Origin of the sequence: Halobacillus sp. ACCC02827 (assembly GCF_030291935.1) — a bacterium.
Classification (GTDB): domain Bacteria; phylum Bacillota; class Bacilli; order Bacillales; family Halobacillaceae; genus Halobacillus.
Genome location: NZ_CP128168.1, coordinates 2,059,791 through 2,081,545, shown reverse-complemented (window position 1 = coordinate 2,081,545; position 21,755 = coordinate 2,059,791). Strand labels below are relative to the sequence as shown.

Genomic DNA, 21,755 nt, shown 5'->3' with positions numbered 1-21,755 from the left:
GTAATAGGAGGAAATGATAAGTAGATGGATGGACATAATCGTTTATATAAAATAAGCTATAAAAGGGTTTGTCCATACGATACATAACAAGGCTGGCCGTCTTTATGGTCAGAAAGGGGTAAGGGAAAGTGGAACAAAATCGAAACAAACAAGATGATCCGCGGTACCGTATTGCCAACCGTGAAGCATGGATTGGTATCGGCATCGTAGTTGTAAACTTCCTCCTGTGGTTCGGCTTCGCTTACGGGCTGGGGGCGGAACCGGTCGAAGATTATCAATATATATGGGGTCTGCCGGCGTGGTTCTTCTACAGCTGTATCGCTGTAACAGGATTTATATTCGTTGTCGTGATCTTTGCTGTGCGCTGCTTCTTTACAGAGGTGCCGCTGGATGAGGAGGGAGACCGATGAATTGGGAAGTCGTACTACCCCTCCTCGTTTTTCTCGCCGTCATATTCTTTATCGGCTTTTATGCATCGGCACGAATGAAGACCGCATCTGACTTCCTTCAAGAATACTTTCTTGGCAGTAGAGAACTGGGCGGTTTTATCCTCGCCATGACGATGACAGCAACTTATGGGAGTGCATCTAGTTTTGTAGGGGGCCCCGGAGTTGCCTATACGATGGGGCTGGGCTGGGTGCTGCTATCGATGTCCCAACTAGCCACCGGATATTTCGTGCTGAGCGTTTTAGGTAAGAAATTTGCCATCATGGCTCGTAAAATCCGTGCTGTTACCCTGATTGATTTTCTTAAGGAAAGGTATCGCAGCAAATGGGTCGTGCTGATTGCCGCATTCAGTATTATCGTTTTCTTATTTTCCGCAATGGCTGCCCAATGGGTTGGGGGAGCGCGTCTTATTGAAACGATGACCGGCCTTTCGTACACAACGGCACTGGCGCTGTTCGCCGTATCGGTGCTCATCTATGTCATTATCGGAGGGTTTCGTGCGGTCGCGATTACCGATACGGTTCAAGGAATTGTCATGTTCGTCGGTACCGTCATCATTTTAATCGGTACGATCGTCGCAGGAGGCGGCGTGGAAGCGATCATCAACGATCTGGCTCAGGAAAATCCTAACTTGATATCACCTTATGGAGCCGATGGATCCCTGACACCGGCGTATGTATCTTCTTTTTGGGTACTTGTCGGGATAGGGGTCATCGGTCTTCCGCAGGTTGCTGTCCGAGCAATGAGCTATAAGAGCTCAAAAGGGATGCATCGGGCGTTAATCATCGGCACCATCGTTGTCGGAGTCATTATGCTTGGCATGCACTTAACAGGAGTCTTTGCCCGCGCCGTTTTGCCTGGTATAGAAATAGGAGATACCGTTATGCCGAGAATAGCAATGGAAGTATTGCCGCCGTGGCTTGCAGGAATTGTGCTTGCCGCTCCAATGGCCGCGATCATGTCCACCGTTGATTCGCTGTTGCTGTTGGTTAGTTCTGCGGTCGTTAAAGACGTCTATATCAACTATATAAAGCCGGATGCTTCCGATTCTACAGTAAAGCGTATAAGTTTCGGAGTAACTGCCATGATCGGAATACTCGTCTTTGCTATGGCCATACAGCCGCCGGAATTATTAATATGGCTCAACTTATTCGCTTTCGGCGGGCTTGAAGCCGCGTTCATCTGGCCGGTCGTGCTCGGTTTGTATTGGAAAAAAGGAAACGCAAGCGGCGCACTTGCTTCTATGTTGACCGGCGTTGGCAGCTATATCATTATCTACAGTTTTTGGGATAACCCTTTTGGGATGCATACCGTCATTCTGCCTGTTCTTACGGCACTTGTCATCTATGTCCTGGTAAGTCTTTTGACAGGTGAACGCCATAGAAGGGTGCAGGAGGAAATTATAGAGAAGCTTTGGAAGGTATAGAAAGAAGCCACGATTATATAATAATCGTGGCTTTTTTCTATACATCAATGATTATTGGTTTCTTTCATGATCTCTGAGACGATTTCATAGGAACGAAGACGTGCTTCATGGTCATAGATCGGAGAGGTGATCATAATTTCGTCCGCTTGTGTTTCGGATTGGAATTTTTCCAGCTTCCGTTTAACGGTTTCTTTGCTCCCGATAATTGAAGCGCCAAGCTGTTGATGAAGGGCCATTTTCTCTTGAGACGTCCAAACTTGTTCTATATCATCTACAGGCGGCTGCAGCAGTTTTGTCGTGCCGCGCACGAGATTCAAGAACTGTTGCTGCAGTGAAGTCGCAAGCCTTGTCGCTTCTTCATCGGTATCCGCTGCAATCAAGTGAACGCCGAGCATGGCATAAGGTTGTTCCAGCTCACCAGATGGCTTGAAGCTTCCACGATAAAGATTCAGTGCTCCGTGTGTATTGTTCGGAGAGAAGTGACTTGCAAACGAGAACGGCAGCCCGAGCTGTCCTGCAAGCTGTGCGCTGAACCCGCTTGACCCGAGCAGCCAGATCGGCACGTCTGTTCCTTCTCCTGGGTAGGCATGGACCGGGTTATCCCCTCGGAAGTATCCCCTAAGTTCGTCTACCTGCTGTGGAAATTCATTTGGATCACTCTCCAAATGCCTCCGCATCGCTCTTGCCGTCATTTGATCCGTACCCGGAGCACGGCCAAGTCCAAGGTCGACTCGTCCCGGAAATAGTGTTTCCAGCGTTCCGAACTGCTCGGCGATAATCAGTGGTGCATGGTTTGGAAGCATCACACCCCCGGAACCAACGCGGATCTCAGACGTATGGTGAAGGACGTGACTGACAGCGAGAGCCGTAGCAGAACTTGCGATGGCGGGCATGTTATGATGTTCTGCCATCCAGTATCGGTTGTAACCGAGCTTTTCTGCGTGTTGGGCTAAGCTTATCGTATCTTCAAAAGCCTGTTTCGTAGACCTGCCTTCTTTTACACTGACAAGGTCAAGAACGGATATTTTTGTATCGGAAAAAGATGTATTCGTCATATCGTTTACCTTCTTTCTTTAGGAAAATCCTATAGCATATCTTAACAAGATTATTTCGTGTTTCAAAATGTTTTGTTTCTCTATTATTTACGGGACTAAAATACTGGTATATTATAACTAGATATGGGTGTTTTTTAAGACAGAGAAGATAAGGGGGACGAAGCATAATGAAAAATTTTTTGAACCGGTGGCTTGGCAGGAAACGTTGTGTGATATGTGGACGTAAACCAGTAGATCCATCGCGGTATTACAATGATGAAGGCAGGGCTGTCGTCGTTTGCCGGACGTGCGTTACCTATGCAGAACGGAGAGCATTCAGGAAAAGATGACGGAGTACCTTGCAAAAATATGGTAGACGAAATTTTCAATGTATTGTAGGATGAACACATGCATTACAAAATCAATAAGCACATGCACTAGGGGTGCCTTTAAGAAAAGGCTGAGATCGAAGTGATACTTCGGGACTCTTTGAACCTGAACTGGCTCAAACCAGCGGAGGAAAGTGGCGGCTATATCAAAACAATCACGCTGCACTCACGTGTACGTATGTTCAAGTATGCCACTTTCCTTCTGGAAAGTGGCATTTTTTATTGGGGGGAACAAAGCAATGAAGCTTTTAGCCGTTACAAAAGACGAGATGGATCCCGTCACCTTGAAGAGTATAATTCCAGCCATTGATCCGTATGTCGACACTGTCATTTACCGAGATAACTCAAAGTCTCTGGTGGATTATGAAGCTGCATTTAGAGACTTGATGGATGTCTCTGATAAGTGGACGGTTCACAAGCATAGTGGAATTGCAGATCGTACGGATCGAAGCGTCCATTATCCAGAGAGGTGTATGGATGATCTTAAGGTAGGAACAGGGAAGGTTAGAGGGGTTTCCGTTCACAGTTTGGAATCAGGCAGAACAGCACAAAGGGCAGGCGCGGACTATGTTCTCTTCGGTCATATATTTCAGTCGGACAGTAAGCGGAACGCGCCACCCAGGGGGATAAGCTCGTTGATGGAGCTTACCGGAGGGTTGGCTATTCCTGTTTTCGCTATCGGAGGGATTCAGCCACAGCATATATCTCTGTTGCGGAAGGCAGGAGCAGCAGGCGTGGCTGTGCAGTCGGGTATTTTCGACGCGGAGGATCCAATTTCGGCAGCAGAAAATTATCGGGAGGCGATTCTTTCATGAAGAACCATTGGGATACGGTAATCGTTGGTGGGGGCATCATCGGTCATTCTATTTCTTATCACCTTAGTAAGGCAGGGGCCGATGTGTGTGTGCTGGATAAAGGTACAGGTGGCAGACGAGCGACAGGGGCTGCTGCAGGGATGCTGGGGGTCCACACGGAAAACCGGACGCCGGGACTGTACCATGAATTTTGTGTCAAGAGCAGAGATATGTATAACGAATTGCAAACAGAATTGTACCAGTGTTCCGGAATCGACATTCAGCTGACTACAAACGGTATGCTCCAAATCGCTTTGGATGAGAGGGAGGCGAAAGAACTGCAGGAGAAGCAGCAATCTTTTCCCTCTCTCTCCTGGCTGGACGATCGAGAGATGAAAATCCGTCATCCGTGGGTTAAGTCCTCCGGGGCTTTATGGATGCGGGAGGACGGCAACGTAAAACCGGAAAAAGTGGCTGAAGCGTTCAAGCGAGGCGCACGGTCATTCGGAAGCACCGTTAAGGATGGGTGCTTCGTCATCCGCATACGGAAGAGCGGACAAGGATATGAGGTGACGACGAATGAAGGAGAGATCTTCGCAGAGCGTATCGTCGTCGCTGCCGGGGCAGACAGTGGACCATGGTTCAGGGAAACAGGCCTACCAAACCCGATGGTTCCAGTGAAAGGGGAATGCTTCTCTATTAAACCGAGGAACCTGTTGTTTCAGGAAACTTACTTCTCTCCTTCTTTTTATGTCGTACCGAAGAGGGACGGAAGCATCGTTATTGGAGCCACCTCCAGAGAAGGGGATGGCAGCGAATCGACTTCTGCCGGCGGAATTGCCGACTTGATGGATCAGGTGTTTCGCGTTTTCCCGGCGCTTAGAGAGGAGCCGCTTGAGAAGTGGTGGTCCGGAGTAAGGCCTGGTACGTCGGACGGGCGCCCGGTCATCGGAGAGCATCCACAAGAGAAAGGCATCTTCTTTGCAACGGGTCACTACCGGAACGGCATCCTTCTTGCTCCTGCAACAGGAAAACTGATTCAGAGCTTGTTTGAGAAAGGCACGTTTGCAAAGAAGTATGAGGGTTTGTTTTCACCGGCAAGATTTCAGATTGGAGGAGTCTATGAACATACACGTTAATGGGAAAGTGGTGGAATGTAGAGGAGAAGACAGCACCGTAGCTGATCTCCTGGAACAATTAGATATTCGGACACGTTTTTCTGTTGTGGAACTTAACCGGAAAATACTAAATAAAGAAGAATACGATAAAGAGCGTCTTCAAAGTCGGGACAGCGTGGAGATCGTTCATTTCGTAGGAGGAGGATGAAGGAAAAATGAAGATTAATAACGAGACATTCACATCGAGATTGATGCTAGGAACAGGAAAATATCCGTCGTTTGATGTGCAAAAAGAAGCGGTAGAGGCTTCTGGAACGGAAATACTTACTTTCGCTGTGCGGAGAATGAACATCTTTAATGAAGAGGAACCGAACCTCCTGGAGTCCATCGATTTAGAGAAGTATTCCCTGCTACCAAATACGGCCGGAGCGAAGACTGCAGAGGAAGCGGTTCGAATTGCCAGACTAGCGAAAGCATCCGGATTATGCGATATGATCAAGGTCGAGATAATCGGCTGTGATAAAACGCTGCTGCCGGATCCCTTTGAAACGATGAAAGCGTCGGTTCAATTGCTGGAGGAGGGTTTCACTGTGCTTGTTTATACTTCTGATGATGTCGTCCTTGCGAAACGGCTGGAGGAGGCCGGGGTGCATGCCATTATGCCGGGTGCTTCCCCTATCGGATCGGGGAAGGGTATTGTAAATCCATTGAATCTGCGTTTTATCATAGAACAGTCGGACATTCCTGTCATTGTTGATGCGGGAATCGGAAGTCCGAAAGATGCAGCCTGGGCGATGGAACTCGGTGCGGATGGTGTACTTCTTAACACGGCTGTAGCAGGAGCATGTGATCCAGTAAAGATGGCAGCAGCAATGAAGCTTGCCGTAGAAGGGGGGCGGTTTGGGTATGAAGCAGGCCGTGCGGAGGAACGGCAGTATGGTACGGCAAGCAGCCCGAAAGCAGGGATGATCCAGTGATAAATGATCGTTATTCAAGGCAGATGCGTTTTAAAGGAATCGGTGAGAATGGTCAGCATTCCCTGGCGAATAAACATGTGCTGATCATTGGAGCCGGGGCCCTGGGCTGCGCGGCTGCGGACATGCTTGCAAGGGCAGGGGTTGGAAAATTGACGATAGTTGATCGTGATTATGTAGAGTGGAGCAACCTCACAAGGCAGCACCTTTATACAGAGGATGACGTCCTGGCCGTACACGCCAAGGCCAAAGCAGCAGAACAGCGGTTGGCCAAAGTCAATTCTTGTATTAGCGTGGAAGGAATCGTCCAGGAGTTTCATAGTGGAAACGCAGAGAAACTTATGGAAGGTGTCGACTTGGTGATGGACGCTACAGACAATTTCCATACCCGTTTTCTTATTAATGATGTCTCTGCCAAACACAGCATCCCGTGGATTTATGGAGGGTGCGTGGAAGCAAGCGGAGGAGCAGCCTTTATCGATCCTGAGGAACCTCCCTGTCTCCAATGTTTGAAAGACTATATCGACACAGATGGAGGCTCGTGTGACTCATTAGGCATCATCGGTCCCGCGGTACAAATGACCGCCTCTTATCAAACGGTGTTGGCTCTACAATATCTGACCGGTAAAATACCGAATAGAGAATGGATTTATTTTAATGTGTGGGAAGGGGAGCACGCATCGATTTCTCTGGATGGTCTGTCCGATGAGGAATGTCCATCCTGTTCGGAGTCAGCCTCCTACCCTTACCTGATCCAACGCAAAAAGATGAAAACAGCCGTTCTCTGTGGGCGGGATACGGTTCAAGTCCGACCGATCCAGCCCCAAGACGGTATGTTTGAAAACCTGCGCAGAAGGTTGTCCACCCGCGTTTCCGATTGGAAAGCAAACAGCCATCTGATATCTTTTTCCGTCGATACTTACCGGTTTGTCCTGTTCAAGGATGGGAGAGCCCTTATTCACGGGGTGAAAGATGCAGAGAAGGCACAATTGCTTTATCATAAATATATTGAAACATGAAAAGAGGCACTGGAGGTGTCTCTTTTTTTAACCGAAAAGGAGGAGAAGCCATGGAAACTACTCGTACAATTCTCAGGCCGTATACTCAGGAGGATGAAGATTTTTTATTCCATATGTTAAAAGCACCGGAAATGGTGCGTTACATAGGAGACGGGAAACCGAAAGATCGAGATGGTACCCGCAGGTTTCTCCAATGGATAATGCGGGCGTATGCTGAGGATGAGCGTAATGGACTGATGATTATACTTCATAAAGATTCAGGACAACGAATAGGTCACGCCGGTTTGGTTCCACAGGTCGTCGAAGGACAACAGGAGATGGAAGTTGGTTACTGGATATGGCAAAAGCATTGGAGGAAGGGATATGCGACGGAAATTGCCGAAAGCCTCGTTCGACGGGGGAGGGAACGAAGGTTAAGTCGCTTGATAGCTCTCATTCATCATGAAAATCTACCATCTATATCCGTAGCAGAAAAGATAGGCATGGTATATGAACAGGACGTCGTCGTAAATAATAAAACGGTTTGTCTGTATGCTCTCAAAATAAGGGATTAGATAAAGAGGTGCCTGCGGCATAGTATCTCGAAGGATACGAAGTTACTTGAAAGTGCCTTCTTGTCAGGCAATGGTTATCGTGTAAACTGGTAGGAAAAAGGAGGCAGAGGATTGGAACATCATTTCTTTAGTAACCCGGCCGTTCATATAGATAAAGTCGTACTTCAGGTAAAAGACATAACCCGATCTCTCGAATTTTATACAGCTGTTCTTGGCTTGAAAGTGCAGGAGGAAAATCCGGAGGCCGTGGAACTCTCAGCAGATGGCGTACACAGTATTCTGAGCATCCGTACCAATAACGAAATTGTTTCTAAAGATGAACATGCAGCGGGTCTATACCATTTTGCCATTCTGCTTCCGGAGAGAAGCGATCTTGGGCGATTGCTCGCCCATTTGATGAAGGAAGGTATCCAACCAGGCGGTGCCGATCACCTGGTAAGTGAAGCCCTCTACTTCGAAGATCCGGACGGTAACGGTATCGAAGTCTATCATGATCGTCCATCCGCGAAATGGAGTTGGAAGGATGGCAGAGTCGGTATGACGACGGAACCATTGGATGCCGGAAGCTTATTGAGTGAACGGCATGGACACTGGAGTGGGATGCCTGAGAAAGCACGGATCGGGCATATTCATCTCCATGTATCGAATTTAGACGACGCTCGGACTTTTTATGTAGAAGGGTTAGGATTTCAAGTCGTTGCAGATTCCATTCCACAGGCTTTATTTCTCTCCGATTGTGGATATCACCATCATATCGGCCTTAATACATGGAAAGGAGAAGGAGCGCCGGCACCGTCTTCCACTTCAACGGGTCTCCATTATTTCGATCTTGTGCTCCCCGGACGCAGCGCGGTAGATGAAACGACAGAACGTCTCCATGCGCTCGGATACCGTTCTACAGGCAAGGATACCCCCATGTTTTTGGACCCTTCTGGAAACCGGGTACGGCTCGTGACGAATTGATAAAATAGGTGGACTTTACAAAAACTATGTTTATGTGGATAATATTAGAAATAGTAAAGGCGATGAAGAGAAGAGTAGGAAGAGCTGATGCTTCACAGAGAACCCCTGCAGCTGGAAATGGGGTAGGCGGATATCTTCTGAACCAAATCTCCGAGCCTCTTATCGGAACCATACAGGGGATGATAAGACGGGAGCTCCCGTTACAGAGCAGGGGTATAAGCAAACGCAGAGTTTGTCGTACTTGAAAAGATCGGTATGGTGACGTATCGGTAAACTGGGGTGGCACCGCGAGGATAAGGATCTCGTCCCCAAGACAAATGTCTTGGAGAGGAGGTTCTTTTTTTATTCTCTAAAAAACCATAGACAAGGAGGAAATTCTATGGAGAGCGGCCGCGTTCCCTTTACACGAAGGTACCATAAGCTGTATCTGACAACGATTGGACTTTCCAACCTCGGTGATTGGATTTACCTGATCGCTTTAAACTTGATTGTCTTCGAAAAAACCGAATCGGCGATGGCTGTAGCAGCCCTGTATCTTCTGAAACCACTGGCCAGCTTATCGACCAACTTTTGGGCAGGTACTTTGATTGATCGATGGAACCACAAATACATGATTATCTTCCTCGATCTTATAAGAGGAGCATCTATACTGATTCTGGCGTTTCTGACAGAGCTTCCTGCCATATATGTGATTGTCTTCTTCGTTAACATGGCAAGCGCTGTCTTTGAACCAAGCTCGCTTACTTATGCAACACTGCTTATACCAAAGGACGACAGGCAGAAATTTCAAGCTTGGAAAAGTTTCGTCATGTCCGGCGGTTTTCTTATCGGTCCGGGAGCTGCCGGTTTGATCTTACTTTTTTGGCCACCTGAGGCGGCTTTTTATGTGAACGCAGGTACCTTTCTTCTCTCTGGTTTATTGATGCTACTGCTCCCTGATGTCTCTGTAAAAGAAAATGATTCTGCAGAGCATCGTCTTACATTTCGGATGTTCCATGAGGACTGGAGAGAGGTTATCCGCTTCAGCCGTCATGTTCCGGGGGTCTTTTTCATCTATGGTTGGTTTCAATTCATGATGGTGATGGCGGCAGCCGTCGATTCGCTGGAAGCGGTATTTGCGAAAGATGTTCTGCATATATCCGATGCTGCTTATGGGATGCTTGTAAGTGTTGCAGGAGTGGGCATAGCAGTTGGATCTCTGTGTAACGCCGGATATACGCACAAATGGAAGGCGTCTTCTTTGTTAAGCACGGGCCCTCTCTTCGTGTCGGCCGGGTACCTGCTTTATGCATGTTCAACGACTGTTGTAGGTGCAGCTTCCGGTTTCTTTATTCTATCCTTTTCCTTAGCTTTTGCGAACACAGGGTTTTACACGTTTTATCAAAACCATGTTCCTGTTAGAATGATGGGACGTATTGCCAGTGTGTACAGCATGATGGAAGCTGTCCTCATCATAATGATGACCGTTTTTATATCTATTGCTGCGGAGTGGGGATCTGTACGCTTGGCCGTACTGACGGGGACGATCATTATGTTCAGCGGAGCTGTCGTGCTTCGAAGAATATGTATTCGCGGCGCAGGGAGCGATCTGTTGAATGAAGAGATTAAAGAGGAGGAAGGATCTTGTACTATATAGGAATCGATTTATCCGGCCCGAGCAATACAAAGGATACGGTATTGGTTTGTTTTGAGAGGAAAGGAGAGGCATTGGGTTATCACACACATATACAGCCGGCAGGAGATGAAGAAATCCTTGCTTTTATTGAAGAAAAATCGGAACATGCGGAAGTAGTGATTGGGATGGACGCACCGCTCTCGTATGAAGACGGTGGAGGAGAGAGGAAGCAGGACAAAGAATTGAAACGTTTCATAATAAGTTTAGGGATGAAACCGGGATCCATTATGGCTCCTACCATGACCAAAATGGTCTACCTTACATTAAGGGGCATTCGATTGTCCCGAGAAATAACCACAGCAGAGACAGCATACCCTGTCCACCTGGTAGAAGTTCACCCCGGTGCGGTCATTGGATCGAGAATGGGAACCAGTCTTTCCGAAGTACTGGAATATAAAAAGGATTTGCAGATTCGCAGTAAGCTTCTCCGCTGGTTCCAAAGCCAGCAGTTAATCGGTATTCCCGAAAGCTTTGCTCAAGAATCCCACACGGTGGATGCATGTGCAGCAGCGCTCGGAGCATGGCATTGGATCGACCCTGCTTATCACTCTCCATGGCTGTATCCGGCAGAACCGCCTCTTCATCCCTATGATTACTGCATTTAAAAATCGCCTGCCTATCCATCGATAGGCAGGTATTTAGTATATCCGGTCATGTTTCCATTCTTTTCATGATATAATAAGATAAATTCTTATCAAACGTACGCCGTTAATTTACTGAATATTCGGAATTAAGGAGGTTTGCGATGGACAATATTAAAGAGACCGTGATGGAAGTGACTCTGTCGATTCTTCCCATAACCTTGGTTGTAACCATTCTCCAGTTTTCCCTCATCTGGCTTCCTATGGAAGTTTTCTTTCAATTCCTCGCTGGTGTCGTCTTTGTAGGCATTGGTCTTATCCTTTTTCTGCTTGGTGTGCAGATCGGACTGTTGCCTGTTGGTGAGTGGATCGGTTCTGCTTTGTCGAAAACAAAGAAGGTAGGGGTAATCGTAGGCTTTGGCTTCATCCTCGGTTTAGTTGTGACCGTGGCGGAGCCGGATGTCCGCGTTCTCGCTACACAGGTCGATCAAGTATCCGGAGGTGACATTCCGAGGAATATCCTCATAGTAGCCGTAGCTCTTGGTGTGGCCCTGTTTGTTGGCCTCTCTATGCTTCGCATCATTTTCCATGTACCAATTACATACCTGTTAGCCCCGGGGTACGGGCTTGTGTTTCTGCTGGCATTATTCACTCCTCCTTCTTTCATTCCGATTTCGTTTGATTCCGGAGGGGTGACGACGGGACCACTGACTGTACCGTTTATTCTTTCTCTTGGAGTGGGGGTTGCTACGGTCATGAGAGGACGCACCTCTGCAACGGACGGTTTCGGACTGGTTGCCCTTGCCTCCATAGGGCCGATTCTTTCTGTGTTGCTGCTTGGGGTGATTTATGGATGATGATTGCCGACGTTTTTCACGGATTCGGAACCGTATTAGTGGACGTGGCCCTGGCTCTAATTCCGTTATTAGTCCTTTTCGTTTTATTTCAACTCTTTCTCCTCAAGCTATCCTGGAGCAAAATGAAAGACATCGCTGTCGGATTTCTTCTCACCTTCCTTGGGCTTTCCTTCTTTCTGCAAGGGGTCCACATTGGGTTTATGCCTGCAGGTACGATGATGGGAGAAAAGCTTGCCACGATCCACCATCGTTGGATGCTTATCCCGATCGGCTTCGTTATCGGCTTCGTAGCGATTTATGCAGAGCCGGCGGTAAGCGTCCTGACCCATCAAGTAGAAAAGGCGTCGGGCGGATACATACCACAAAAAATTCTCTTATACACCTTGTCGTTCGGGGTGGGTATTTCCATTGCGCTTTCCATGATCCGGATCATTCTCGGCATACCCATCTGGATTTTTGTTGTGCCAGGCTATATTTTAGCGCTGATTATAGTAAAATATTCTTCGAAAACGTTTACATCCATCGCCTTTGACTCCGGGGGTGTAGCCACAGGACCTATGACGGCGACATTTGTCCTTGCTTTATTTGTTGGTATTGCTACCGTGATGGAAGGAAGAGACCCCTTAGTTGATGGATTCGGAATGGTTGCTCTCGTCGCTCTGGCACCCATCCTGTCTGTCTTGGTGTTAGGGATGATTTACAAACGGAAGGAGCAGCATCAGGATGATGAAGGACGGTCAGAAGCTCATTATTACGATAGTTAAAAAGGAAAAGGCGAAAAAAGTTGTTCATGCATCTACTCTCGCGGGGGCGCAGGGCGGTACAACTTTCTTTGGCAAGGGATTTCGGACGGACGAGAAAAAACGCTTCCTAGGTATTCCTGTAGAAAGAGAACGGGAGATTATATTGACACTCGTATCCGATTCCATTTACCCGAAGGTCATGAACGCCATTGAGAGAACGGCCCAATTACAAAAACCGAGAAGCGGAATAGGGATGGTTATTGATGCGAAGAGAATAAGCGGAATCAATCATATGGTCGGTCTAGGCCTTGAGGAGGAAGATGGAGGGAAGGAAGTGGCTCAGCCAATGGTGAAAAAGACGCTTGCTTACGATCTTATCGTAACAATAGTGAATAAGGGAGATGCAGAAAAAGTGGTGGAAGCTTCAAAGGAGGCAGGTGCCGAAGGAGGAACGATCCTTTCCGGACGTGGAACAGGCATTCATGAAAAGGCACGATTGTTTAATATGTTGATTGAGCCGGAAAAGGAAGTCATATTGACATTGATTGAAAAAGAAAAAACAGATGCCGTTCTGAAATCAATCGAATTGGGAGCTAAACTGAATCAGCCGGGGCGGGGGATAGCCTTTGTCATGGATGTGGAGCACACGGCCGGCATCAATCATCTGCCCGTTGGGAAAAGTGATAAATAAAAACACCGCCGTTACGGCGGTGTTTTATACTGCTTTTGACATTATAAGCCGAACAATACACCCATAAGGGAGTAGATGATGACGGTAGTGAACAATACAGTCATGTGGATGAGGGAATAGATGAACATATATTTTGCCCATTTCTCCGAATCCATCTTCCTGTATCCGTATAGGCTGAGCACCAACCAGCCTATACCAAGCAGCAGAGACACGAGGAGAAGGCCGAGGCTGAGCGTTCCTAAAAGAAAGCTTGTGCCGATCAGTATAACTAAATAGATATTCGTCTGAATATAAGTACGGCGTGCACCTTTCACCACTGGCAGCATGGGTATCTTGGCAGCCGTGTATTCTTCCTGTTTTCTAATGGCTATAGAGTAAAAGTGCGGCATCTGCCAAATAAGTGCGATGACGAAAAGTCCTAAAATTGCCGGGTGTGTAATGTCCGGATAAATGGCCGCCCAACCAATTAAAGGCGGTGTTGCTCCTGACAAACTTCCAACTTCCGTATTGTAAATGGTTCTTCGCTTCGTCCACATAGTGTATGGCACGACATAAAAAAACAACCCGAGGAAACCGAGAAATCCTGCGAGCGGAGTAGCAAGCGATAAAATGATGACTCCTAAAACGGCCATCAGACTGGCAAGCCAGAGCACCTGGCGCGGTTTAATTTGTCCGGTTACAGTCGGCCTTGTCTTCGTTCTTTCCATAATGGCATCAATGTCCCGGTCATACCAGTTGTTGAACGCTCCGGCAGCACCCATCACCATGATCGATCCGATCAAGGCAAAAATTATCTCCGGCAGCTTTTCCAACAATCCGTATTCATACGTGTATAATGCTAATGTAAGCCCGGCGAACATCGGGACAAGGTTAGACTTGATAATGCCTGTTTTTACAGTCTTCGCTAAAATGTCTGTAAGAGGCTGTTTCTCTGTTGTCCGAATATCTTCCCTTTCCATGATTCTCCTCTTTCCTGTTACTAGATTATCGATCCGACCTTGATAATAAATGACACTCTACGGTATGTTAAATCCAGTTTTAATTAATGTCAAGGTTACGTACAGGCGGACCACGTCGCATGCTGGTAAAGTTTAAAACAGGTATTGCGGCTGACAAAGGGTCTTCTACCAGCCTTGCCTGTGCTTGTATGATACATACATTCGGTAATGGTCTCCCACTCAACTATTTTACGGAAAGCATTCCTGACAAGCAACCATAAGAAACGACAAGTTTTTGACATTTATCCATTATGGATTTTTTTGGGAGTGTAAACGTCTTATCTGTCCTGAAAAAGCACAAACAGACAGGAAGGGCGAAGGAATAACTGATATGATTTTTTTAAGAGAGGAGGAAGTTCGGATGTGGATCGATTCCATGCAGCGTGCTGTTGATTATATGGAGAAACATCTATTGGAAGGACTGCGTATAGAGGATATTGCGAAAGAAGCCCACATGTCTGTTTATCATTTCCAGCACCTATTCCGGATCTTGACAGATACGTCTGTCATGGACTACTGCAGAAGGAGAAGAATGACGCTTGCTGCGGGAGAGCTGATGGCAGGCAGAAGGAAAGTCCTTGATCTCGCCTATAAGTACGGATATGACTCTCCGGAATCTTTCTCGAAAGCTTTTCGTAAACAGCATGGCATGTCACCACGGGATGCGCGAAACTATAATGGATCCTTAGTATTCTATAACCGCCTGGTTATTCAAGTTTCCTTGAAAGGAGTAGAGCCGATGAGGTATCAAATCATGGAAAAAGAAGCAATCAGAATCATGGGAAGGAAAGAACGGATCTCCTGCAAAGAAGGAGAGAACTTGAAAATAATTCCACAGATGTGGCGGCAGTTTAATGAGGATGGTGTATTAGATGATCTGGATGATTGGAATGATGGAGTAATGGAAGGGCTTATCGGGGTTTGTTGTACCATTGGGAATGGCGAATCCATCGACTATTGGATCGGGGCTTCCTATCAAGGGAAACAACCTGATGGATCGTATGATATGTTGGAAATACCGGCATCGAAATGGGCGGTTTTTGAAGTGCATGGCTCCATGCCGGGTGCCATACAGAAGGTTTGGAAACAAATTTACTCGGAATGGTTTCCTTCCAGCGGATTTACACAAGGAAATGGACCGGAAATGGAAGTCTATCCGGACGGAGATCCTTCCAGTGACTCGTATTACTCAGAAATATGGATTCCAGTAAAATAAAGAAAGGATCACCCCTCGGCGGTGATCCTTTCTTTATTTATAGGAAATTTTGGTCCAGACATGGAGGTTTTTCCTTATCGAACACGAATGTAAGGAAGGGGAAAAGAAAAAACAGTCAAGGGGTAAATTTCTCGATTATAAACGGCCATTTAGCAGCATGCCGTCCCTTTCTCGTACGATATCATACGATTGTTTCAGACGGTCAGGAACGAGTTCACGTCCGTAATCCCATGCATTCGTTTCTATTTCTGCTTTAAGCTCCGCGACTTCCGCGTCCCCGCCGTATAGAAGGGTGCGCATATCCGGCCGATGCTTTTTAAACGTAATATAATAGCCAAGTTCACGGTAAATCATGATTCGGACGAAGTCTTCCTCTGACTCCTGAATTTTAACTTTGCTCATGTATCCATTGACTTGAAGGTAATTGAAAGCAAGCGTATTGGTGGATACATTGAAGCTCATCGGTGATGGCAGGGTGCTGTTGACTTCGTATTGTAAATCCAACTGGTTTTCTTGATAGATTTCCTCAATGATTGTTTCGATGTTTCGTATGTAAAGCATGTTGATTCCTCACAATCCTTTCTTTTCCTAATTATAGGGGTGTCGAGCTTTGGAATCAATTCATTTCAACAGGAAGATATGCTTGAAGTTTCGAAAAGCAACTCATTACATAGGAATGGAGTGGTTTGAATGGCAGGTCATGCATCAGAAGAGCTATCCAAAGGGGACAAGAAAAGTACTACAGATATAAAAAAAGACGGTGCGATTCTTCCGGAAATCGGAACGGTCTTCATTCCCGTGCAGGATATCAGACAGGGAGCCATGTGGTATTCCAGGCTGTTGGCTGTTCCGTATAAAGAAGAATTTCCTCACAACCATTTGTATATCTTACCTTTATCAGGTGTAAATATTGTATTGGACAGCAAACGATACAATCAGGAATCGATATATATAAATCCGGTCTTTCATTTGAATACAAATGACATCCATGAGGCTTACCTTCAAGTACAGGAAATGGAAGCAGGATGGATCGGTTCCATTGAACATGGCCATTACTTTAGTTTTCAGGATCCGGACGGTAATATGCTGATGATATGTCAATGTTAAATCATAGAGAGGAGTTATTATATGAAGGAGATATTAGGTTTGACCTACCCGATTATACAAGCAGGAATGGCCGGAGGGGTGACAACACCGGAGCTGGTCGCTGCAGTTTCCAACACCGGAGCGCTTGGAAGTCTGGGGGCAGGTTATATGACCGGGGACGCTTTGAAAACATCTGTTCAGCGGATTAAACAGCTGACAAATCGTCCCTTTGCCGTAAACCTGTTTGTGCCGGAATACCCAACATACAGCAAGGCGGAGATGGAGGAGGCAGAACGATGGCTGGAACCATATCGACGTGAACTGGGGGTGGAGGTGAGTCCGATTCCAGAAGCAGACATGGACCATTTCGACAGGCAGGTATGTATCCTAATCGAAGAAAACGTACCAATTGTAAGTTTCACGTTCGGTATCCCTCATCGTAAAACAATGGAAAGACTGAAGCAGGAGGGAATTCAATTAATTGGAACTGCCACGAATGTGGAGGAAGCAGTCTTGAATGAGAGAAGCGGAATGGATATGGTCGTTGCTCAAGGGAGTGAAGCAGGAGGCCATAGAGGAACCTTTCTTGGATCAGAAAGAGGAGGCATGATCGGTACGATTTCTCTCGTACCGCAAATCGTCGATCAAGTAACAATCCCTGTCATTGCTGCAGGAGGAATTATGGACAGTAGGGGAGTCCGTGCTGCAATGGCCCTGGGAGCATCTGGAGTACAAATGGGGACTGCTTTTGTAACGTGCAAAGAGAGTGGAGCACATCCACGCCACAAGGAAGCCATTTTGGGAGCAAGAGAGACGGAAACGGCAGTTACGGCAAGTTTCAGTGGAAAGCCGGCAAGGGGGATAGAGAACGCGTTTATACGCCGTATGGAAGGGAAGCCACACCTCCCGTATCCACTTCAGAACTCCCTGACGAAACCGATTCGATCGGCAGCCGCTCAAAATGGGGATACGAGGTACATGTCTTTGTGGTCCGGACAAAGCCCTCGATTAAGTGATAATCGTTCTGCTGCTGAGGTTATCAAGTCCGCCATGGAATGATTATGATTTACTGCAAAAAGCGAGAAGGCACTCACAATTGGGGTAATTAAAAAACTCGGCTGCATCGCAGCCGAGTTTTTTTGGTTATTTCTCTGTATTCTGATTTTGTTTTTCATCTAAGAAACGCAGCAAGTCTCCATAAACAACTTTATCAGAGTAATTCAACTCCGTTTGAGCGTCTTTTTTCAACGGTGTACATGCTTCCCCGTCGATTTCTTCTCCTGTCGATTTGTCGTAACAGTGGTCTCCTTCGGCAGCATAGACATAGTCGTCTGTAACGACACTTCCATCACGGAAGATTGTCTTACTTTCCCGATCTTCTTTGAACAAATCGGTACCGAATTGAACATCATTTTCTTCCTCTATGCCGAGAAGGCTGAGAATCGTAGGTTTTAAATCGATTTCTCCTCCAACCGTATCCATTTCTTTTCCTTCCATTCCAGGAATATGGATGATCAAAGGAACTTTCTGAAGCTGTGTATGTTCAAACGGAGTAATTTCCTTATCAAGGATTTCACTCATAGCACGGTTATGGTTTTCGGATATTCCGTAGTGGTCGCCGTAAAGGATAAAGATACTGTCTTCGTATTCTCCCTGCTCCTTCATCAATTCGAAGAACCGTTTGATAGATTCGTCTTCGTATCGAACCGTTTGGAAGTAGCGGTCAACAGAACCGTCTCCGGTATCGGCCGGATCAATCATCTTCATGTCTTCGCTGTTCATAATGTATGGATAGTGGTTCGTCATCGTTATGAATTTTGCATAATACGGTTTATCCAGCTCTTTGAGTAAAGGCATGGATTGTTCAAAGAATGGAATATCCTTTAAACCATAGTTGACGGAGTTCTCATCTGTTACATCATAATATTTCTTCGAGTAGAATTCGTCGTACCCGAGGTTTTGATACATGACATCACGGTTCCAGAAACTTGCGTGGTTTCCGTGGAAACTCACAGGTGTATACCCGTGCTCTTTTACAATTTCCGGAGTAGCATTGTATTCGTTGTTTGCATTCGTTGTATAGACAGCACCTCGCGGCAGTCCATACAGGGAATTATCAATGATGAATTCTGCATCTGAGGTTTTCCCTTGTCCGGTATTGTGATAAAAATTGCTGAAATAGAAGCTGTCATCTTTGAGATCATTAAGGAAAGGAGTAATTTCCTGTCCATTTAATTCTCTGTCGATAACAAAGTTCTGCGTGGACTCAAGCGAAACGAGTACAATGTTCTTTCCTTCCGCTTTTCCGAAGAACTCTCCGTGCGCTCCCATTTTCCCTTGCTGGGAATTGACGTAGTTCAAGACGTCAACAAGTTCATTGCTGTCTGCAAGAACTCGGTGGGACGATGTTTTAGCTGTCATCACAGAATCATAGATGTGATAATTGTAGATTCCTAGCAGTTTGACGAGTTTGGCGCGATCAAACGTACGTACGAGCAGTTCTGGCCTTTGAACCTCAGCCATAGACAGGTTTACTGCCGCAAAGCCTATGGATGAAGCAAAAAGCATAGCGACGGTTCTTTTCTTAAAGTGCATCGTAGGATTAGTCTTTTTCGCTACCAACCATGCGATTAGAAGAACGAAATCAACCCAGTACAGTACATCAGAAACGTGCATCAATGATTGAGCACTGCCTCCTAGATCCCCGAAGTTCTTGTACTGCATCAACACAGGAAGGGTGATGTAATCGTTAAAGAAACGATAATACACGACGTTTGCATAAAGAATGAATGACATTAAGAAGTAAATGGTCATAAATGCTTTATTTCTTCTCTTTGGTGAGAAGAAGAATGCAAAACTGAAAAAGAATAAGATAGAACTGATTGGTGTAAGGATCAGAATGAATTGTTGTGCGCCGTTTTCAATATCTAACGTAAATGCTGTTTGTAGGGCGTAATAGGTTTTTGCCCACAGTAATATTACTGCGGTCCAGAAGAAAACCCAGCCTTTGTTTAATGGATTGGTAGTTTTCATGTAAATCATGAACCTCCTGGTAATGGTGTTTAACAATAATAATCAAATCTATCAGATTTCCATCATAAAGTAAATAGTTGTACTTTACAAACATAGGCGGGGAGGTATGGTGCGTTTTTTCACAAAAAAAAGGGGAGGCCCTCGGGACCATCCCTGCAGTGTACTGTAAATGGTGAAGCCATTTATACCCTTATAGAATTCACACCATTTTTTAGTGGGAATCTAAATTCTGAAAGGCTTTCCTATATCAATTTAGAAGTTCTTTGTATATTTTGGATCTGCGGACTTAGTAGCGGCACCTTTATTTTCATAGATTTCCTCATACGTCTTTTCGTTATCCACACCTGTTTTGTTCTTCTTTGATTTATCAAAATATAAAGCAATTCCAATCAGGCATACCAACGGAATCAGCAAAAGCATCCATATCATGTGGCGATTCCTCCCTTGATTGATTTAGGTTTCACTTATTCTATTCCCTAAGTTAAAGGAAATTACTTCTTTGTATATTAAATTCATTCTTTAGTACTATCAGTCTTGTCATGGTAGTAAATGGGGGGTTAAACGAAAACATTAATAGTGATACATTTTTTCTTCTGCAAAAAAGATGCCGGCATGGAAGAGGAAGGATCATCTTGTCTTGTATGCAGACAAGGAGAAGGTTAAACATTGTTTAGGAAACCGATTTCCTTATATGTTAATAAAATATAAGTAAAATTCTGAAATTTATATTGAAAACGGATACATTACTAGATATAATCAAAATATCACGAGTGATCAATCGATTTTTTTTGACCATTAACGAAACCGGTTTCGTAAATGGCATTTCAGAGGAGGAATGAAGTTGAAAAAGAGTTGGATGATTGCAATGTTATTATTGTTGACTACTTTTCTTTATGCGTGCAGTGGAGGAGATGATTCTGCTTCGGGAGAAGGTAAAGTAACCCTTGATTTCTGGGTTTTTGGTGCAACCAATTATGAAGATCTTGCAAAAGAATATGAAAAAGAGAACCCTGACGTGAAAATCAACATAAAAAACTCTGAGTTAGAAGACCATCATAATAGCTTATTTACAGCTATATCCGCTGGAACCGGCGCACCGGATCTGACAATGATTGAAATCGATCAGCTGGACCGTTATAGGGAAGCGCAGGATCGATTCGTCAATTTTTATGATTTAGGCGCAGAAGATCTGAAAGGCAAATACTTAGATTGGAAATGGAAGATGGCAGAGAACGGCGACGGAGATTTTTTGTTTGGACTGCCTACGGATATCGGCCCGAAAGCCATGTATTATCATACCGGGATTTTTGAAGAAGCAGGTCTGCCTACGGATCCGGATGAAGTGACTGCCATGATCGATTCTCCCGAAAAATTCAAAGAAGCAGCAGAGACCGTATGGAAAGAGACCAATAAACCGATGGTCGATAGTATGGAAATGGCATTCCGTGCCAACATGGACGCTCTCGAGGTCAGCTACTTCAACAGGGATGGCGAACTTCTTATTGAAGAATCCGATAACGGTGTCAAAGCGGCTTATGATTATGCAGTGGAGTTAAATGATATGGGGGTTGTCTCTAATTTTGATATGTGGACACCTGAGTGGGCGAACGCCTTAAATGAGGGGAGTTTTGCAGCAGAATTGGCTCCTGCATGGTTGAAAGGATACATGACAGAAAATGCACCCGATGCGGAAGGGGATTGGCGCGTGACGACTATGCCTACACAGTTTGCAGGTAACTGGGGCGGATCCTACGTAGCGATGCCGGCTGAAACAGATTATAAGGAGGAAGCTTACGACTTCGCTCAATGGTTGTTATCACCAGAAAATCAAATGAAATCCTTTACGGAGAGCGGTTTATTCCCATCCACACCGGATACGTATGAAATGGAAGCGTTCACCAATAATGAGGACGAATATTTTGGAGGGCAAAATACAGCCGCTTACTTCGCTGAAGCAGCACAGGAAATTCCAGAAGTTTACAAAGGTCCTAAATATGTGACCGTAAACAACGAAGTGCTTACAGCCCTGAAGAATGTCCAGGAAGGTGCTGATCCGGAGAAAGAATGGGATGCAGCCGTGAAACGGATTAATGATCTTTTGAAACGATGAAGGAGGCCGGGCTGGACAGCACTTGTTCAGCCTGCCTTACATAACGA

The 21,755-nt window shown here is 45.8% G+C and carries 23 protein-coding genes, 1 riboswitch and 1 other annotated feature; of the genes, 18 read left to right on the top strand and 5 right to left on the bottom strand.

Going from position 1 to position 21,755, the window contains the following annotated elements:
- The first annotated feature begins 128 nt into the window (after positions 1 to 128).
- Complete coding sequence (locus QRD89_RS11100; RefSeq protein WP_286095275.1) at positions 129 to 410, top strand: YhdT family protein; 282 nt, start codon at positions 129 to 131, stop codon at positions 408 to 410.
- Complete coding sequence (gene panF / locus QRD89_RS11095) at positions 407 to 1,873, top strand: sodium/pantothenate symporter (protein WP_008639328.1); 1,467 nt, start codon at positions 407 to 409, stop codon at positions 1,871 to 1,873. Before QRD89_RS11100 ends, panF begins: the two co-directional genes overlap by 4 nt.
- A gap of 44 nt (positions 1,874 to 1,917) precedes the next feature.
- Here panF and QRD89_RS11090 read toward each other — a convergent pair whose 3' ends face one another.
- The gene (locus QRD89_RS11090) at positions 1,918 to 2,928 is read right to left on the bottom strand and encodes an LLM class flavin-dependent oxidoreductase (RefSeq protein ID WP_008639330.1); all 1,011 of its coding nucleotides are present in this window, start codon (positions 2,926 to 2,928) and stop codon (positions 1,918 to 1,920) included.
- 408 nt (positions 2,929 to 3,336) lie between these two features.
- Positions 3,337 to 3,446: riboswitch (TPP riboswitch) on the top strand.
- An 89-nt stretch (positions 3,447 to 3,535) separates the two neighbouring features.
- Between QRD89_RS11090 and QRD89_RS11085 the strand changes: the two genes are divergently transcribed.
- The 12 genes from QRD89_RS11085 to QRD89_RS11030 all read left to right on the top strand — a co-directional run bounded on the left by QRD89_RS11085 (position 3,536) and on the right by QRD89_RS11030 (position 13,265).
- Entirely contained in the window at positions 3,536 to 4,111 is a 576-nt protein-coding gene (locus QRD89_RS11085) for a thiamine phosphate synthase (protein ID WP_051348856.1), read from the top strand.
- Entirely contained in the window at positions 4,108 to 5,229 is a 1,122-nt protein-coding gene (gene thiO, locus QRD89_RS11080) for a glycine oxidase ThiO (RefSeq protein ID WP_286095273.1), read from the top strand. The genes QRD89_RS11085 and thiO overlap by 4 nt, the downstream gene beginning before the upstream one ends.
- Positions 5,213 to 5,416 carry a sulfur carrier protein ThiS gene (gene thiS / locus QRD89_RS11075; protein WP_286095272.1) on the top strand — a complete coding sequence of 68 codons (204 nt, stop codon included), beginning with the start codon at positions 5,213 to 5,215 and terminating at the stop codon, positions 5,414 to 5,416. Before thiO ends, thiS begins: the two co-directional genes overlap by 17 nt.
- A 7-nt stretch (positions 5,417 to 5,423) precedes the next feature.
- Complete coding sequence (locus QRD89_RS11070; protein ID WP_286095271.1) at positions 5,424 to 6,185, top strand: thiazole synthase; 762 nt, start codon at positions 5,424 to 5,426, stop codon at positions 6,183 to 6,185.
- Positions 6,185 to 7,201 (top strand): ThiF family adenylyltransferase, encoded by a 1,017-nt coding sequence (locus QRD89_RS11065; RefSeq protein WP_353477952.1) that lies wholly within the window; start codon positions 6,185 to 6,187, stop codon positions 7,199 to 7,201. Before QRD89_RS11070 ends, QRD89_RS11065 begins: the two co-directional genes overlap by 1 nt.
- Before the next feature lie 50 nt (positions 7,202 to 7,251).
- Positions 7,252 to 7,755 carry a GNAT family N-acetyltransferase gene (locus tag QRD89_RS11060; protein ID WP_286095268.1) on the top strand — a complete coding sequence of 168 codons (504 nt, stop codon included), beginning with the start codon at positions 7,252 to 7,254 and terminating at the stop codon, positions 7,753 to 7,755.
- Between the two features lie 111 nt (positions 7,756 to 7,866).
- On the top strand, positions 7,867 to 8,718 hold the full coding sequence (locus tag QRD89_RS11055) for a VOC family protein (protein WP_062513660.1): 852 nt from the start codon (positions 7,867 to 7,869) through the stop codon (positions 8,716 to 8,718).
- A gap of 53 nt (positions 8,719 to 8,771) precedes the next feature.
- Positions 8,772 to 9,031, top strand: a binding site (T-box leader).
- Positions 9,032 to 9,097: 66 nt separating this feature from the next.
- Complete coding sequence (locus tag QRD89_RS11050; RefSeq protein WP_062513657.1) at positions 9,098 to 10,354, top strand: MFS transporter; 1,257 nt, start codon at positions 9,098 to 9,100, stop codon at positions 10,352 to 10,354.
- On the top strand, positions 10,342 to 10,998 hold the full coding sequence (locus QRD89_RS11045; RefSeq protein ID WP_008639358.1) for a DUF429 domain-containing protein: 657 nt from the start codon (positions 10,342 to 10,344) through the stop codon (positions 10,996 to 10,998). The genes QRD89_RS11050 and QRD89_RS11045 overlap by 13 nt, the downstream gene beginning before the upstream one ends.
- Positions 10,999 to 11,138: 140 nt before the next feature.
- Complete coding sequence (locus QRD89_RS11040) at positions 11,139 to 11,831, top strand: DUF1538 domain-containing protein (RefSeq protein WP_008639360.1); 693 nt, start codon at positions 11,139 to 11,141, stop codon at positions 11,829 to 11,831.
- Positions 11,828 to 12,595 carry a DUF1538 domain-containing protein gene (locus tag QRD89_RS11035; protein WP_502875575.1) on the top strand — a complete coding sequence of 256 codons (768 nt, stop codon included), beginning with the start codon at positions 11,828 to 11,830 and terminating at the stop codon, positions 12,593 to 12,595. Before QRD89_RS11040 ends, QRD89_RS11035 begins: the two co-directional genes overlap by 4 nt.
- Positions 12,555 to 13,265 carry a P-II family nitrogen regulator gene (locus tag QRD89_RS11030; protein WP_035387983.1) on the top strand — a complete coding sequence of 237 codons (711 nt, stop codon included), beginning with the start codon at positions 12,555 to 12,557 and terminating at the stop codon, positions 13,263 to 13,265. The genes QRD89_RS11035 and QRD89_RS11030 overlap by 41 nt, the downstream gene beginning before the upstream one ends.
- A gap of 41 nt (positions 13,266 to 13,306) precedes the next feature.
- On the opposite strand, the gene cyoE is transcribed toward QRD89_RS11030, so the two are convergent.
- Positions 13,307 to 14,224 (bottom strand): heme o synthase, encoded by a 918-nt coding sequence (gene cyoE / locus QRD89_RS11025; RefSeq protein ID WP_008639369.1) that lies wholly within the window; start codon positions 14,222 to 14,224, stop codon positions 13,307 to 13,309.
- Positions 14,225 to 14,624: 400 nt separating this feature from the next.
- On the opposite strand from cyoE, the gene QRD89_RS11020 reads away from it, so the two are divergent.
- Positions 14,625 to 15,479 carry an AraC family transcriptional regulator gene (locus QRD89_RS11020; protein WP_008639371.1) on the top strand — a complete coding sequence of 285 codons (855 nt, stop codon included), beginning with the start codon at positions 14,625 to 14,627 and terminating at the stop codon, positions 15,477 to 15,479.
- A 135-nt stretch (positions 15,480 to 15,614) separates the two neighbouring features.
- On the opposite strand, the gene QRD89_RS11015 is transcribed toward QRD89_RS11020, so the two are convergent.
- Positions 15,615 to 16,040, bottom strand: a complete 426-nt coding sequence (locus QRD89_RS11015) for a hypothetical protein (protein WP_026577265.1) — start codon at positions 16,038 to 16,040, stop codon at positions 15,615 to 15,617.
- Positions 16,041 to 16,169: 129 nt separating this feature from the next.
- On the opposite strand from QRD89_RS11015, the gene QRD89_RS11010 reads away from it, so the two are divergent.
- Positions 16,170 to 16,586: a VOC family protein gene (locus tag QRD89_RS11010; protein ID WP_286095267.1), complete on the top strand. Its 417-nt coding sequence runs from the start codon at positions 16,170 to 16,172 to the stop codon at positions 16,584 to 16,586.
- A 21-nt stretch (positions 16,587 to 16,607) separates the two neighbouring features.
- Entirely contained in the window at positions 16,608 to 17,624 is a 1,017-nt protein-coding gene (locus tag QRD89_RS11005) for an NAD(P)H-dependent flavin oxidoreductase (RefSeq protein ID WP_286095266.1), read from the top strand.
- Positions 17,625 to 17,708: 84 nt separating this feature from the next.
- On the opposite strand, the gene QRD89_RS11000 is transcribed toward QRD89_RS11005, so the two are convergent.
- Together QRD89_RS11000 and QRD89_RS10995 are read right to left on the bottom strand one after the other, a co-directional pair.
- Positions 17,709 to 19,607: an LTA synthase family protein gene (locus QRD89_RS11000; protein WP_062513645.1), complete on the bottom strand. Its 1,899-nt coding sequence runs from the start codon at positions 19,605 to 19,607 to the stop codon at positions 17,709 to 17,711.
- A 243-nt stretch (positions 19,608 to 19,850) separates the two neighbouring features.
- Positions 19,851 to 20,027 (bottom strand): hypothetical protein, encoded by a 177-nt coding sequence (locus QRD89_RS10995; RefSeq protein WP_008639380.1) that lies wholly within the window; start codon positions 20,025 to 20,027, stop codon positions 19,851 to 19,853.
- 406 nt (positions 20,028 to 20,433) lie between these two features.
- Here QRD89_RS10995 and QRD89_RS10990 point away from each other — a divergent pair, with 406 nt between their 5' ends.
- Positions 20,434 to 21,708: an ABC transporter substrate-binding protein gene (locus QRD89_RS10990; RefSeq protein ID WP_062513643.1), complete on the top strand. Its 1,275-nt coding sequence runs from the start codon at positions 20,434 to 20,436 to the stop codon at positions 21,706 to 21,708.
- Positions 21,709 to 21,755: the final 47 nt, after the last annotated feature.